We start from the raw sequence: 13,265 nt of genomic DNA on the forward strand, positions 1-13,265 counted from the left end.
TGTTTTCTAGTTTAAGCCGCCGGATTTCTTCCTGCTCCGGTGTCAGTTTCCCATTACCGCGGAATGCCTGACCATTAGTATCCGCCTGGCTCTCCCTGATCCATCGCCCAAGCATGTTAGCCCTGATTTCCAGGCTTCTGGCAGCTTCTGCTATCGTTAATCCCTGATCCAGTACCAAGCTGATTGCATCCAGCTTGAATTCCTTTGTATAGTGTTTCCTAGGCTCCATTTCATCCTCCAATTAAGACTATTTTCTCTTAACTGGAGTGTCCGGGTCTATTAGACCATATCAAGGTGGCCGCTATTGTTAACACAGGAGATGGCAATGACTATTAAGGTATTAAGAAGCAAAGGCACCTCCTGCGCCGAAGCTGTCTATCAAGGCACCTGTCTGGACAAAGCCAGATCCCGTCGCTATAAGAGATTAGCTCGTACCATCGTAGTAACTAACAGACAAACTGATCACAGAACTGAAAGTCTGGGCCAATACTTTACCACGTAGAATTGGCGGCCTTTGTGGAATGCTCTGAAGATCTTCAGGATCTACTCGTTACCGGTTGGACTGAGGTGGATGAGACCCCCTAGCTGGATGGATCACCCGGGGGGGGAGGGGGGTGAATTACCTGCACAGATGGCAAGGAAGGGAATGGAAAGGTGGGGAATGTAGGGTAAACAGCAAAAAGCCCAGCTTCTTAAGGGCTGGGCTTTTTATCAGATCAAGTCTTAATCAGGGAGCTTGAATATTGGATGCTTGTTTACCCTTTTGACCTTGTGTCACATCAAAAGAAACTCTTTGACCTTCTCTCAGAGTCTTAAATCCATTCATGCTGATTGCAGAAAAATGCGCGAATAAATCCTCGCTACCATCATCAGGGGTAATAAACCCAAAACCTTTTGCATCATTAAACCATTTAACTATACCTGTCGTCATGTGAATACTCCTTTGTCAAAAAACGGAAAGGCTTCCGTAGAGCTATTTGAATCTAAGATTGCACATGGAATACCAACAGGAACACCAATAACTGCAAAAGCTTTGAAACAAATTCGTTATATAGTTACTTATACTCCAAATAGAACTGAAAGTCTATAAAATAAAAATCTGAGTTACCTCAAATCACCATTAATAAGTCACGCTTGCAACTGATTCAATTGACGATGGAAGCTAAGCAGGAGAAGCTAGCTGTCGCATCCTGAATGATTGTATGGTTTTTTATGAAAGAGATGGGGATGAGTTTTATACCATTCTTTCATGGCCTACATTGCTTTTTGATGTAAAACTCCTCGGATGATGGGTTTTTTTCCACCTATCAAGGTGTCCGGGCAAATTAGACTACTACAGCCAGTAAGAAGCTGGCATATATCACGCTGCGCGCACATTTTGATAAGGTCATCAGGGAAGCGGCCAGCGTAGATAAAGGCAAATTTCAGTTCCGCGATTTGTGTGCAAAAGCCGGGATCGATAAAGCAGAGTCTGCAGATGATATCAGACAGGCTCAAAAGCAACTGGGACACGCATCAGTCACCATGATGACGGAGATATATGTTCGGGAGAGAAAAGGTGACAAAACCACTCCAACGAAGTAGCGGTTTGCGGAAATAGTTATGGGTTATATAACCCATAACTATTTGATTGAATGGTGGGTCTGGTAGGACTTGAACCTACGACCAAGGGATTATGAGTCCCCTGCTCTAACCAACTGAGCTACAGACCCTGATGACAGAAGTTTTTGACAGCTTCTTTTTTCAATTTGATTAATATAGTATCAGGAATTTCCACTATCCAGGAAGCTGCGTAATCGGTCAGATCGGGCAGGATGCCTTAATTTTCGCAGCGCTTTTGCCTCGATCTGGCGAATTCGTTCACGCGTCACATCAAACTGCCTTCCTACCTCTTCTAGAGTATGATCTGTATTCATTTCAATACCGAAACGCATGCGTAAAACCTTTGCTTCCCGAGGCGTTAAAGAGTCCAGTACATCTTTTGTGACAGTACGCAATCCTGCATAAATCGCAGCATCGGCCGGCTCCATGGTAGAGACATCTTCAATAAAATCTCCCAAGTGAGAATCCTCATCATCACCAATAGGTGTTTCCATTGAAATTGGTTCTTTTGATATCTTAAGGATTTTTCTGATTTTTTCCTCAGTCATCTCCATTTTTTCTGCAAGTACTGCAGGTTCTGGCTCTTGTCCGGTTTCCTGCAGAATCTGACGGGAGATACGATTCATCTTGTTGATAGTTTCTATCATGTGCACTGGGATACGAATAGTACGTGCCTGATCTGCAATAGAGCGTGTAATTGCCTGACGGATCCACCATGTCGCATACGTTGAAAACTTGTATCCACGTCGATATTCGAATTTATCAACTGCCTTCATCAATCCGATATTACCTTCCTGTATCAGATCAAGAAACTGCAATCCGCGATTAGTGTATTTCTTGGCAATTGATATAACTAACCGCAAATTAGCCTCTGTCATTTCGCGCTTTGCACGTCGTGCTTTGGCTTCACCCGTCGTCATACGACGATTAATTTCCTTCAATTCCTTGATAGGAATACCAGCCTGTTCCTGAAGAATAAGCATCTTTTGCTGCTGCTCCATAACAGCCGGACGATAATGCTCAAGAGATTGGCTGTAAGGCTGATTTGCATCTACTTCCGAGTTGATCCAGTCAATATTTGTTTCGTTACCTGGAAATGCCTTAATAAAATGATTTCGTGGCATTTTCGCCCGCACGACACACAATTCAGCAATTTTGCGTTCGCAGCTGCGAATATCATTCACAATAGTACGCTGTGTATCACACAATCTTTCAACCATCTTGGCCGAGAAGCGCATTGCCATCAGTTCGGCAGAAATTTTTTCCTGTAGCTGCTTATATTTCTTGTCTTGGCGCCCACCACCCTTTTTATCAATGATTTTTTTCATATCATCATAGGTTTGGCGTATCACAGCAAAACGCTCCAGCACCTCATTTTTCATCTTCAGCATATCGGCATTGGCTGAAGCGATTTGCTCTTCCTCAGTTTCATCCGAATCAAAGTCCTGATCCAGTGATTCTTCAGGCATTCCCTTGCCTATGATTTCCTCTGTATCGTCATCCAAGAAACCATCGACCAGCTCGTCTGCACGCAACTGGCCGCTTTCCACATCTGCAGCCAGCCCAAGTATGTTTTCTATAATCGTCGGACAGGCAGAAATTGCCTGGATCATATGTCTTAAACCATCTTCGATACGCTTGGCGATTTCTATTTCACTTTCTCGCGTCAACAACCCTACCGAACCCATTTCACGCATATACATCCGTACTGGATCTGTAGTACGTCCAAACTCTGAATCCACACTAGAAAGTGCCGCTTCCGTTTCTTCAGCCACATCCTCGTCAGCCACCGCCGTCGCCGTATCCGACATCAGCAAAGCTTCTGCATCAGGCGCTTCATCGTGTACCGAAATACCCATGTCATTGATCATGCTGATAATGCTTTCAATTTGATCAGCATCCAACATATCATCTGGCAAATGGTCATTAATCTCAGAGTAAGTCAGATAACCGCGTTCCTTACCCTGCATAATTAATTTCTTCAAACGCATTCTGCGTAATTCAACATCATCGCCCGATGATATAGACACGGAGCTCCTGCTCAATTCAATAACCTGCTTCTCTGAAAGAAGGCTTTTATCTTTTTTGCTCACTTTGTTTTTTTCAGAAATATCATCAACGAGTTTCGACTCTTCCACTCCTGTTTCAGGCATCACCACATCCTGTCCGGGCGAGGTAGATAGATCACCGCTGGACTTCGTTCCCTTGACAGATTTCTTCCGGGTGATCGCCTTCTTTTTAACAGATGCAACCCCTGATTTAGCCACAGAAATATCGCCAGCACCCTTAACTACCACTTTAATCTCATCATCGTGGACTGTAATAGGCGTTTTTTTACTTTTTGTTTCAGTCGTTTTTTGTGATGTAACCGTATTTTTTTTAGCTGATTCTGACACTTTTACTTTTGCCATGCAGAGCACCCATTAAGACTAAAGACGAAACAAACCGAAAGCTTTTAATTATATCAAATTTCTGACGCACTTTTAATAGATGAACAAAAGCATCGCTTATCAACCAATCGCGGCAACACAATTTGATATACCCCACATTTTTTATTTTGATCACCTTGTAAAAGGTCCTACACGCCACAGCTCAAGAAAGTATCAATCGTCGCAACTCTTTTTTCTCTTCTGGAGTAAGTGATGTAAGCGGTCTATTGTGTAACTCAGCCACTCTCGACTTACGTTGAGCTTCTCGTAATCGCACCATTGCTCCAGTAAATTCAGCATCGATATCCCAATCTACATCTTTTACATGTATATCCCGGGCAATCTTTTCCAATAAAACACGATGCGGAGTTTGATCAAGATGCAACATGATTGCTACTGAATTCAATTCATCCATCGAAGTGCAGGAAGATGTTTTAAGAAAATCTACCAATGCAGCCAGCAGTGCCTTTTCCTCATTTTGACCATCATTTAATGCAAAAAGATCTGTATCCAGCTTATCCACATAAGCTGGAGTGTGCAGCAAAATCTGTATCAACCTTCGATATGGCGTAACCGATAAGGGCCTGGATACATTTGAACGAGATATGGAAGGCTGATTCTTCTTTCCGGGTTTCAGAAAAGCAATCAGCTGATTCTGATCCACCCCAGCTAACTCAGAAATACGCTTCATTAACATAAATCCAAATATAGGAGCATTAATCTGTACAAGCAGCGGTTCTGCCTGCTGAACCAATCGGGCACGTCCCTCACTTGTACTAAGATTCACACGGCTGGATAACTCTTTACAAAAAAACACAGATAGCAGCTGAGCTTTTTCCAGCAGATCTTTAAAAGCATCCTTGCCGTATTTGCGAATATAGCTATCCGGATCTTCTTTATCCGGTAGAAATAAGAATTTGATATCCTTTCCATCTTTGAGTTGCGGCAAACTGGTTTCTAATGCTCGCCAAGCAGCTTTTGTACCGGCTTCATCTCCATCAAAACAAAAAACCACTTCATCCGTATAACGTAAAAGCTTCTGGATATGCGTAGACGTCGTTGCCGTACCTAAAGTTGCCACTACGTTTTCAATGCCGTGCTGCACCAGCATTACAACGTCCATATAGCCCTCTACGACGACTACCCGACCTGATTTTCGGATTGCCGGACCGGCTGATACCAGGTTATAAAGTTCGCGTCCTTTGATAAATAACGGGGTTTCCGGCGAATTGAGGTACTTCGGTTCACTCCCATCCAATGCTCGTCCGCCAAACCCTATTATTCTCTTCTTAAGATCGAGAATAGGGAACATGATCCGATGACGGAAACGGTCATAGTTTTTTTTGCTTTCATGAGCGACGATCAAACCTGATCGCACCAGCGCATGACTGGAATCACCTGACGGATAATCCGTAAAGATCTCAGCCAGATTTTGCCAGCCAGAAGGTGCGTATCCGATTCCGAAATGCAAAGCGGTCTGCCCTGACACCCCTCGATCTTTCAAATAAGCAATCGCCAACTCTGATTGTTTGAGTTGCACACGATAAAACTTTGCAGCCTGCTCCATCCGCCCATACAAATCAGATGATGTCTGTATAACCTCATCAAATCTCACTTCATTCAATGAAGTTTCACCTGAATCGGATGCTTTTGAATTAATGTTCTTCCAAGCAGGAATTTGTATACCAGCATGCGCCGCGAGACTTTCCACTGCCTCGACAAAACTGACTCCACTATGTTCCATCAAAAAATTAATGGCATTGCCGTGCCTGCCGCAACCAAAGCAATGGTAAAACTGCTTGGACGAATTTACAGTAAATGACGGGGTTTTTTCATTATGGAAAGGACAGCACGCTGTAAAATTTGCACCGGCCTTTTTGAGTTTAAGATGTCTCGCAACAATATCGACAATATCGATACGATCCAACAATTCCTGAATAAATGGCTGCGCAATCATTTATGGGTAATAAATCTCCGATAAAAGACCACTCGGAGCACACCTCTTCTGAAGTATGCCTGCCTGGAACAGGTATTAGCCGGTTAGCTTCAACTTAATTTGATGCGATTTTTTCCTTTACCAGCTGAGATACCCTTCCCATATCTGCCCGACCTGCAAGCCTTGACTTAAGCAGCGCTATGATCTGCCCAATTTTTGGTGACCCACTTTCTCCAAGTGAAGTAATCACTTCGTTTATCATAGCATCCAGCTCAGCATCACTTAGTGCTACAGGCATATACACCTGTAGAACCTCTACCTCAAATTTTTCGATATCCGCCAAATCTTGACGCTGTGCCACTTCATATTGCGAAATGGAATCCCGACGCTGCTTAAGCATTTTCTCTATCACAGCAACTACGGCACCATCGTCCAGCTCAATCCGCTCATCAACTTCTTTTTGTTTTAAGGCAGCTTGCAGCAAACGTAACGCATCTCGACGCTGCACGTCCCCTGCACGCATTGCCGACTTCATATCCTCGGTTATTTTTTGCCTTAATTTCATTAAATGATGAAACCCAGGAAAACAAATGGAATCAATACAATTTGGGTGGCAACATCTGACTACGTAACCGTTTATAGGTACGTTTTACTGCCGCAGCATGTTTACGCTTACGCACCGCTGTGGGTTTTTCATAAAATTCCCGTGCGCGCAACTCGGTCAGTAAACCTGTTTTTTCAATAGAACGTTTAAAACGCCGCATTGCAATTTCAAATGGCTCATTTTCCTTGACTTTAACAGTAGTCATAAAGTAATAATTCCTTTCGGTCTCCTTTGATTGTTTTCCATATCACACAAAGCAAAAGTTAATCGGTTTGCCCTGCAGTTAAAACTAAGTTATAAACCTGACTGATTCCTTGTTTGAATAATGAAGCAACGCAAGTTCGCTCCAAACCAGCCTGCTTTTTCCAAAGCCTGTTTGCCCAACCAGCCTCGAAAAATCCCGCTAGTTTAACATCAATCATTTTTTTTCCAAAAGAAAGTTTGATCACTACAAAAAATATTTCCCACCAAAAATCCCAAAATGCTCGTATTAGGTATTGAAACTTCATGTGATGAAACAGGCGTGGCACTCTATGACACCCGTCGAAAATTGCTTGGCCACGCTCTGTACTCTCAAGTTGACATGCATCGTGATTATGGTGGTGTTGTGCCGGAACTCGCATCACGTGATCATATCCGTCGGGTATTACCCCTTGTCACACAGGTATTAGAACAAACGAATACTTCTCTGGAAACTATTGATGCAATTGCCTATACCCAGGGTCCGGGACTTGCGGGAGCGTTATTGACAGGTGCGAGCATTAGCAATGCACTAGCTTTTGCACGCAACATCCCTGTATTGAACATCCATCATCTTGAAGGCCATCTTCTTTCCCCACTTTTATCTGATCCGGCGCCTGATTTTCCGTTTGTGGCGCTGCTTGTATCCGGAGGACACACTCAATTAATGCACGTAAAAGGCATCGGGCAATACAAGCTATTAGGTGAAACGGTGGATGATGCCGCAGGAGAAGCATTTGATAAAACTGCAAAACTATTGGGCTTGGATTATCCGGGTGGAAAATTGCTCGCAGACCTGGCAACCCAGGGCCAACCAGGAAGATTTAAACTCCCACGCCCCATGCTTAACAGTGACGATCTGAATTTCAGTTTTAGTGGATTAAAAACAGCCGCAGCTTTACTCATTAATAAACAAAAAGCAAATACTCAAACCCGTGCCGACATCGCGCTTGCTTTTGAAGATGCGGTTACTGACGTACTGGTAAAAAAATCTATCGCTGCTTTAAAAATTACCAGACTGCAACAACTGGTCGTAGCCGGCGGCGTAGGCGCAAATAGCCGTTTACGCCAAAAACTGCGACATCATCTGGTAGGAACGGGTATTGCCGTCTTCTTTCCTGAGCTAGAATTTTGTACTGATAACGGTGCAATGATCGCCTTAGCCGGCGCATTACGCTTGCAGCAGCTCAACGAAAAACCACCTGGATCAGATGGCAGCTTTACCATCAAGGCTCGCTGGAACCTGGAAGATTTATGAGAATATGCAGCTTGAAATTAGCTACTTTTGCCTATCCTTGTTTCCTTGCCGGCGATCAAGTTAGCAATATTCGATTGATGCTTTAATATCAATAGTATGGATATGATGAGCACAGTTATTGTCAGCATTTCTTTCTGCAATAAAAAATAAGTGTACAACGGTGCAAGCAGAGCTGACAATAAGGCAGACAATGAAGAAATACGCGAAACCAATGCAACGATTATCCAAGTTAATATAGCAAGAATACCTAACCACAGATTTAATCCTAACAGTATGCCTGCCGATGTGGCAACGCCTTTTCCACCCTTAAACGCAAGAAAAATCGGAAATAAATGTCCCAGAAATACTGCAAGTGCTGCGCTGGCAATGACCTCATCACCTAATCCCAGAACATTACCCAAATATTTAGCGACCACAACCGCTACCCAGCCTTTACCCGCATCTCCCAATAATGTTACTGCCGCTGCCGCTTTCTTACCGGTACGCAATACATTCGTTGCTCCGGGATTACCAGAACCGTAACTACGCGGATCCGGAAGCTTGAATAACCAGCTTGCAACAACAGCAAAAGAAATTGAGCCTAGCAAGTAGGCAGAAAAAATCAGAATCACCGTAATCATCAAAACTTTTATATTCCAATAAATAAACTAAAATTGTGCAACCCGGGTATTACCCGTAACCCCCAAACCAACCCGGAGTCTGTCCATGGATATTATCTTTCTCAAAGAATTCAGAATAAAAACCTTGATTGGCATTTATCCGTGGGAAAAAAAAATTCCGCAGACCATCGAATTAAACCTTGAGATTGCTTTGCCCTCTCAACAGGCTAGCAAGACTGATCATATTGAAGATACGCTGGATTACTCACAAGTCGCGTATAAAATTAATTCAATGCTCGATCAGCAACATTTTTCTTTACTTGAAACGCTCACAGAAAATATTGCTCAGATGATTCTTAACGAATTTGGCTCACCCTGGGTAAAAGTCAGTGCAGCAAAACTGGATGTTATTCAAGGGGTGAAACAGCTTGGTATCTGCATCGAGCGCAGTCGATTGTAATCATCGTTTGTCCTGGTAGTATGTTGGGTCGGGAATATTTGCCGTTGCAAAACCAGCTCGGCGGATATGGCACGCATCACACTGACCGCAAGCCCACCCGCTTGCATCTGCCTGGTAACAGGAAACAGTCATACTGTAATCTATTCCAAGCTCCAGGCCGCGACGAATGATGTCATGTTTGGGCAGATTAATTAAAGGAGCATGCACCTTTAGAAGATTGCCTTCTCTTCCTGCTTTTGTGGCCAGATTCGCCATTTTCTCAAAAGCATCAATATAATCCGGCCGGCAATCAGGATATCCAGAATAATCAACAGCTGTTACACCGATGAAAATATCCTGGCTGCCCAGCACCTCCGCCCATGCCAGCGCCAGCGACAACATAATGGTGTTTCGGGCCGGAACATAAGTGGCTGGAATTCCTCGATTGGTGCCATGTATCGGAACAGTAACAGAAGGATCGGTCAGCGCAGAGCTGGCCAGAACAGTCAAATCCAGCTTGAGAAACTGATGTTCACAAACCTGGAGTGATTGACCAATTCGCGTTGCAGCAGCTAGCTCGGCAGCATGACGCTGACCATAATCAACACTGAGTGCGTAACAGGCAAACCCATTTCCCCTGGCAATAGCAAGTGTTGTAGTGGAATCCAGCCCTCCTGATAACAGCACAACTGCTTTTTTCATGAATCAAACCCGTCTACTGTTTTATCGCCCGACACACTCCCCCCAGAGCAACTTATGTAGCTGGAATTGCAAACGAACCGGCAATCTATCTTGTAATATCCAAGCCGCCAGCGCTGCGGGATCAAGCTGGTTATAAACCGGGGAGAACAAAACCGGGCAGATGTTAGCTAACTCCAGCGTCAGGAGTTTTTGCATCGCCCAGTTATAATCAGTCCGATCACACAATACAAATTTTATTTCATCATGAGCAGTCAGGCAGTCGAGGTTATTCCAGTAATTTTTTTCCATCTCACCAGAACCTGGTGTTTTGATATCCAGAATTCTCGATACACGCGTATCTACTCGTGAAATATCCAGTGCTCCGCTGGTTTCAAGAGAAACGGAATATCCTCGATCACACAAAGCTGTCAGCAGAGTCAGGCTGTCGGCTTGAGCTAACGGCTCCCCTCCCGTAACAGTGACATAATGCGGAGAAAACGAAGCCACTTTGCGCATGATTTCACTGATATCCATACTTTCGCCACCAGAAAATGCGTAGCTGGTATCGCAATATCCACAACGTAACGGGCAGCCGGTCAGGCGGATAAATACCGTGGGCAATCCCATCCGGCTTGTTTCCCCCTGAAGCGAATAGAAAATTTCCGTAACTCGTAACATCGGATCCTAACGGAACTGGAACATTCCCTCTGCTTGCCAAAAGGAATTTAAAAATGAGTAGAACAAGTTGTGCTAAATTTTAGCAATATAGACAGTCAAGTCTATTTGAGAGATCCCAAACGACGCTTAGCCTTTTCTGCCGCCTCAGTACCAGGGTAGTTCGTAATGAGATTTACCAATGTTTTTCTGGCAGCAGCTTTTTGACCGATTTCAACCTGACTGCTTGCCATATTAAGAAGCCCATCCGGTACTTTGGGACTATCAGGATACGTTTCAATCAATCGCTGTTGCGCAGCAATCGCTTTGTCAAAATTTCTCATTGCATAATGTGCGTTTCCAATCCAATAGGCTGCGGCAGGTGCCAGAGCAGATTGGGGATGCTGGGACAAGAAACTCTCGAAACTGGCTATCGATCCGGAATAATCACCATCCTTAAACAAAGCATAGGCTGCATCATAGCGATTGCGCTGCGCTGTATCCGGTAATTGCAAAATCACAGGCGCTTTGAGAGGTGTAGTATTTTTTATATCAGCAGCTGGCGGTTCTGATGCCGGGACAGAGATTTCGGAGTCCGGCACAGAGACGCTCGCTGAACCAGGCTCAATCTGACGCAGTCGGTTATCAAGGTCCAGATAGAAATCCTTTTGTTGCTTGCGCAATGACCGATTCTCATCCTCAAGTACCTCTATCTTCCCCCGTAGTTTTCCCATTTCTTCCTTGAGGGCTTCTGCCTGGGAATGCAATTCGATTAGAGATTGGCCCATAAAAACTTCTTCCGTACGCTGCATGCGCGCTTCCATTTCCAATACCTTTGTGCGCAGCGCATCCAACTGTTCACGTGTTTCAGAATCACCAAACAGTGCAGCCTGTGCAACGCTACAACCAAGAAACAAAAGTAATGGCAAGAAAGCGCGCAAAAACATTAATACTCCCCTTGATAGAGAATATCAGTACGTCGGTTCTCAGCCCAGGATGACTCATCACTCCCCAGAGCACGCGGTTTTTCTTCGCCCAGGCTGACAGCTTCAACCTGTTGATCACGGGCACCGGATAGTAGTAGGATATCCTTCACACTGTTGGCCCGGCGTTGCCCAAGTGCAAGGTTATATTCCCGGCTGCCACGTTCATCAGTATTGCCTTGCAGTAACACCTGTGCGTTCAGGTTGTCACGCAAATAGGCAGCGTGCGCAAGAACCAGGTCGCGGTACTCGCCCTTTACCGTATAGCTGTCAAAGTCAAAGTAAACACTGCGCCGGGATAATATGTTGTTCGGATCCTGTAAAGGATTCATCCCAAATCTATCCGATCCAGTACCGCTTCGCATACCTTCACTTTCTCCTCCCCTGCTATACGAATGATCCTCAACATCAGAAGTTTGTTGTGCATTATCGCTAGCGCAAGCTGACAGCAGGCTAATCGCCAGTACTGCAAAAAATTTTTTCATTTCTCACCATAAATAAATAATTAATTAACCCACATCCAGTGAGCATTTCTTATCCACATTACCGCTGTTTCAGCAACGGCCCCCAAACTGCTTCCCGGACATCACCTGCTTCCTGCGAAAAACGACTTCTCGTCTGGCCATCACTGGAAACGATGGATAATATACCACGCCCACTCACTTCCGTCGTGTACAGAACCATGCGGCTATTGGGGGAAAAACTGGGAGATTCATCAAAACTGGAATCCGTTAGTAATTGCATCTGGCGAGTCGATAAATCCTGTACAGCAACGCTGAATCGGCCAGAATTTCTGTGGATATAGACAAACCGTTTTCCATCCGAGCTATAACGCGGACTGACATTGTAATCTCCCTCAAAGGTCAACCTCTCTTTTTTACAAGCAGAAGACGGCATACGATATATCTGCGGACTTCCTCCTCTGTCAGAAGTAAATATCAGCCATTTTCCATCCGGTGAAAAACTGGGCTCTGTATCTATCCCCGGGCTTTGTGAAATCCTCTGCAGTCCACTACCATCCGCATTGATCAGATAAATCTGTGATCCACCATGCAATGTCAAAACCACTGCCAATTTTCCACCATCAGGCGACCAGGCCGGGGCACTGTTACTTCCTTTGAAATTTGCTACCACCTTACGTTCACGGGTTGCCAGCGCCTGCACATAAACCACTGGTTTTTTCTTTTCAAAGGAAGTGTAAGCAATTTTGCTGCCATCTGGCGACCAAGCCGGGGAGATGATCGGCTCGGTATACTCGATCAGTGAACGTGCATTGAACCCATCATAATCTGACACTTGCAATGCATAGCGGCTTCCCTGCTTTCTGACGAAGGCAATCCTCGTGCTGAAGACACCAGGTTCATTTGTCAGTGCTTCATATACAATATCCGCAATACGATGAGCAAAGGCACGCAGCTGTTCGATCGTAACGGTACCGCTAAATCCAGTCAGTTGAACCTGTTTGGCAACATCCAGCAAGCGAAACTGGATATCCACCCGCCCGTCCGGCAACATTGATGTACTGCCGATAACCAGCGCACTCGCACCTCGCCCCAGCCAATCGACATAGCTCACTGGCTCTTGCGAGGTTAACCCCAACGGATCAACCAGTTTAAATATCCCGCTGCGCTCCAGATCAGCCGATACAATCGCCGAAATATCCTGGGGAAGCCCTTTTCCGCCATTAAACGGAGCTATGGCAATCGGCATCCTGTTAGCCCCACCACCAAAGATCTCAATATCAAGAGCAGCTTGTAGCGGTGTATTTATCCATAACAACAAAAACACACCAGTACAATACAAAAAATTACGCATATGAATCACCATGCCATGTTGTAGA

General features: G+C 44.7%; 15 protein-coding genes and 1 tRNA gene. 2 read left to right on the plus strand and 14 right to left on the minus strand.

The window, feature by feature from the left end:
* The 8 genes from ABF86_RS09225 to ABF86_RS09260 form a co-directional block, all read right to left on the minus strand.
* Positions 1-229: transposase (locus ABF86_RS09225; protein WP_160803567.1), on the minus strand; the 229-nt coding region annotated here is incomplete at its 3' end.
* Between the two features lie 498 nt (positions 230-727).
* Positions 728-931 carry a cold-shock protein gene (locus ABF86_RS09230; RefSeq protein WP_011633429.1) on the minus strand — a complete coding sequence of 68 codons (204 nt, stop codon included), beginning with the start codon at positions 929-931 and terminating at the stop codon, positions 728-730.
* A 704-nt stretch (positions 932-1,635) separates the two neighbouring features.
* Positions 1,636-1,712 (minus strand) — tRNA-Ile (locus ABF86_RS09235).
* Positions 1,713-1,763: 51 nt separating this feature from the next.
* On the minus strand, positions 1,764-4,013 hold the full coding sequence (rpoD, locus tag ABF86_RS09240; protein ID WP_177162449.1) for an RNA polymerase sigma factor RpoD: 2,250 nt from the start codon (positions 4,011-4,013) through the stop codon (positions 1,764-1,766).
* Positions 4,014-4,194: 181 nt separating this feature from the next.
* Entirely contained in the window at positions 4,195-5,988 is a 1,794-nt protein-coding gene (gene dnaG / locus ABF86_RS09245; RefSeq protein ID WP_074684659.1) for a DNA primase, read from the minus strand.
* A gap of 94 nt (positions 5,989-6,082) precedes the next feature.
* The gene (locus ABF86_RS09250; protein WP_074684658.1) at positions 6,083-6,532 is read right to left on the minus strand and encodes a GatB/YqeY domain-containing protein; all 450 of its coding nucleotides are present in this window, start codon (positions 6,530-6,532) and stop codon (positions 6,083-6,085) included.
* 31 nt (positions 6,533-6,563) lie between these two features.
* Complete coding sequence (gene rpsU / locus ABF86_RS09255; RefSeq protein ID WP_011110871.1) at positions 6,564-6,776, minus strand: 30S ribosomal protein S21; 213 nt, start codon at positions 6,774-6,776, stop codon at positions 6,564-6,566.
* A 58-nt stretch (positions 6,777-6,834) separates the two neighbouring features.
* On the minus strand, positions 6,835-6,993 hold the full coding sequence (locus ABF86_RS09260) for a hypothetical protein (RefSeq protein WP_204987591.1): 159 nt from the start codon (positions 6,991-6,993) through the stop codon (positions 6,835-6,837).
* A 59-nt stretch (positions 6,994-7,052) separates the two neighbouring features.
* On the opposite strand from ABF86_RS09260, the gene tsaD reads away from it, so the two are divergent.
* Positions 7,053-8,069, plus strand: coding sequence for a tRNA (adenosine(37)-N6)-threonylcarbamoyltransferase complex transferase subunit TsaD (gene tsaD / locus ABF86_RS09265; protein ID WP_011633424.1), 1,017 nt, complete (start codon positions 7,053-7,055; stop codon positions 8,067-8,069).
* Positions 8,070-8,086: 17 nt separating this feature from the next.
* Here the strand turns inward: tsaD and plsY are convergent, their stop codons facing one another.
* Positions 8,087-8,689, minus strand: coding sequence for a glycerol-3-phosphate 1-O-acyltransferase PlsY (gene plsY, locus ABF86_RS09270; protein ID WP_074684657.1), 603 nt, complete (start codon positions 8,687-8,689; stop codon positions 8,087-8,089).
* Between the two features lie 85 nt (positions 8,690-8,774).
* Between plsY and ABF86_RS09275 the strand changes: the two genes are divergently transcribed.
* Positions 8,775-9,128 carry a dihydroneopterin aldolase gene (locus tag ABF86_RS09275; protein ID WP_074455734.1) on the plus strand — a complete coding sequence of 118 codons (354 nt, stop codon included), beginning with the start codon at positions 8,775-8,777 and terminating at the stop codon, positions 9,126-9,128.
* Here ABF86_RS09275 and queC read toward each other — a convergent pair whose 3' ends face one another.
* The 5 genes from queC to tolB all read right to left on the minus strand — a co-directional run bounded on the left by queC (position 9,129) and on the right by tolB (position 13,240).
* Positions 9,129-9,809, minus strand: a complete 681-nt coding sequence (gene queC / locus ABF86_RS09280; RefSeq protein ID WP_074455735.1) for a 7-cyano-7-deazaguanine synthase QueC — start codon at positions 9,807-9,809, stop codon at positions 9,129-9,131.
* Positions 9,810-9,830: 21 nt separating this feature from the next.
* Positions 9,831-10,466: a 7-carboxy-7-deazaguanine synthase QueE gene (gene queE / locus ABF86_RS09285; protein ID WP_011633420.1), complete on the minus strand. Its 636-nt coding sequence runs from the start codon at positions 10,464-10,466 to the stop codon at positions 9,831-9,833.
* A gap of 101 nt (positions 10,467-10,567) precedes the next feature.
* Positions 10,568-11,389: a tol-pal system protein YbgF gene (gene ybgF / locus ABF86_RS09290; RefSeq protein ID WP_074684656.1), complete on the minus strand. Its 822-nt coding sequence runs from the start codon at positions 11,387-11,389 to the stop codon at positions 10,568-10,570.
* Positions 11,389-11,910 (minus strand): peptidoglycan-associated lipoprotein Pal, encoded by a 522-nt coding sequence (pal, locus tag ABF86_RS09295; protein WP_074684655.1) that lies wholly within the window; start codon positions 11,908-11,910, stop codon positions 11,389-11,391. The genes ybgF and pal overlap by 1 nt, the downstream gene beginning before the upstream one ends.
* A 58-nt stretch (positions 11,911-11,968) precedes the next feature.
* Positions 11,969-13,240: a Tol-Pal system beta propeller repeat protein TolB gene (gene tolB / locus ABF86_RS09300; protein WP_160803568.1), complete on the minus strand. Its 1,272-nt coding sequence runs from the start codon at positions 13,238-13,240 to the stop codon at positions 11,969-11,971.
* Positions 13,241-13,265 lie beyond the last annotated feature (25 nt).

Origin of the sequence: Nitrosomonas sp. GH22 (genome assembly GCF_009833115.1) — a bacterium.
GTDB lineage: Bacteria > Pseudomonadota > Gammaproteobacteria > Burkholderiales > Nitrosomonadaceae > Nitrosomonas > Nitrosomonas eutropha.

Excerpts from the sequence above, each read along its gene's own strand:
- pal (WP_074684655.1), bottom strand. The coding sequence starts at position 11,910 with ATGAAAAAATTTTTTGCAGTACTGGCGATTAGCCTGCTGTCAGCTTGC.
- rpoD (WP_177162449.1), bottom strand. The coding sequence starts at position 4,013 with ATGGCAAAAGTAAAAGTGTCAGAATCAGCTAAAAAAAATACGGTTACA.
- queC (WP_074455735.1), bottom strand. The coding sequence starts at position 9,809 with ATGAAAAAAGCAGTTGTGCTGTTATCAGGAGGGCTGGATTCCACTACA.
- ABF86_RS09275 (WP_074455734.1), top strand. The coding sequence starts at position 8,775 with ATGGATATTATCTTTCTCAAAGAATTCAGAATAAAAACCTTGATTGGC.
- tsaD (WP_011633424.1), top strand. The coding sequence starts at position 7,053 with ATGCTCGTATTAGGTATTGAAACTTCATGTGATGAAACAGGCGTGGCA.
- ABF86_RS09250 (WP_074684658.1), bottom strand. The coding sequence starts at position 6,532 with ATGAAATTAAGGCAAAAAATAACCGAGGATATGAAGTCGGCAATGCGT.
- plsY (WP_074684657.1), bottom strand. The coding sequence starts at position 8,689 with ATGATTACGGTGATTCTGATTTTTTCTGCCTACTTGCTAGGCTCAATT.
- ABF86_RS09230 (WP_011633429.1), bottom strand. The coding sequence starts at position 931 with ATGACGACAGGTATAGTTAAATGGTTTAATGATGCAAAAGGTTTTGGG.
- tolB (WP_160803568.1), bottom strand. The coding sequence starts at position 13,240 with ATGCGTAATTTTTTGTATTGTACTGGTGTGTTTTTGTTGTTATGGATA.
- queE (WP_011633420.1), bottom strand. The coding sequence starts at position 10,466 with ATGTTACGAGTTACGGAAATTTTCTATTCGCTTCAGGGGGAAACAAGC.
- ybgF (WP_074684656.1), bottom strand. The coding sequence starts at position 11,389 with ATGTTTTTGCGCGCTTTCTTGCCATTACTTTTGTTTCTTGGTTGTAGC.
- dnaG (WP_074684659.1), bottom strand. The coding sequence starts at position 5,988 with ATGATTGCGCAGCCATTTATTCAGGAATTGTTGGATCGTATCGATATT.
- ABF86_RS09260 (WP_204987591.1), bottom strand. The coding sequence starts at position 6,993 with ATGATTGATGTTAAACTAGCGGGATTTTTCGAGGCTGGTTGGGCAAAC.
- rpsU (WP_011110871.1), bottom strand. The coding sequence starts at position 6,776 with ATGACTACTGTTAAAGTCAAGGAAAATGAGCCATTTGAAATTGCAATG.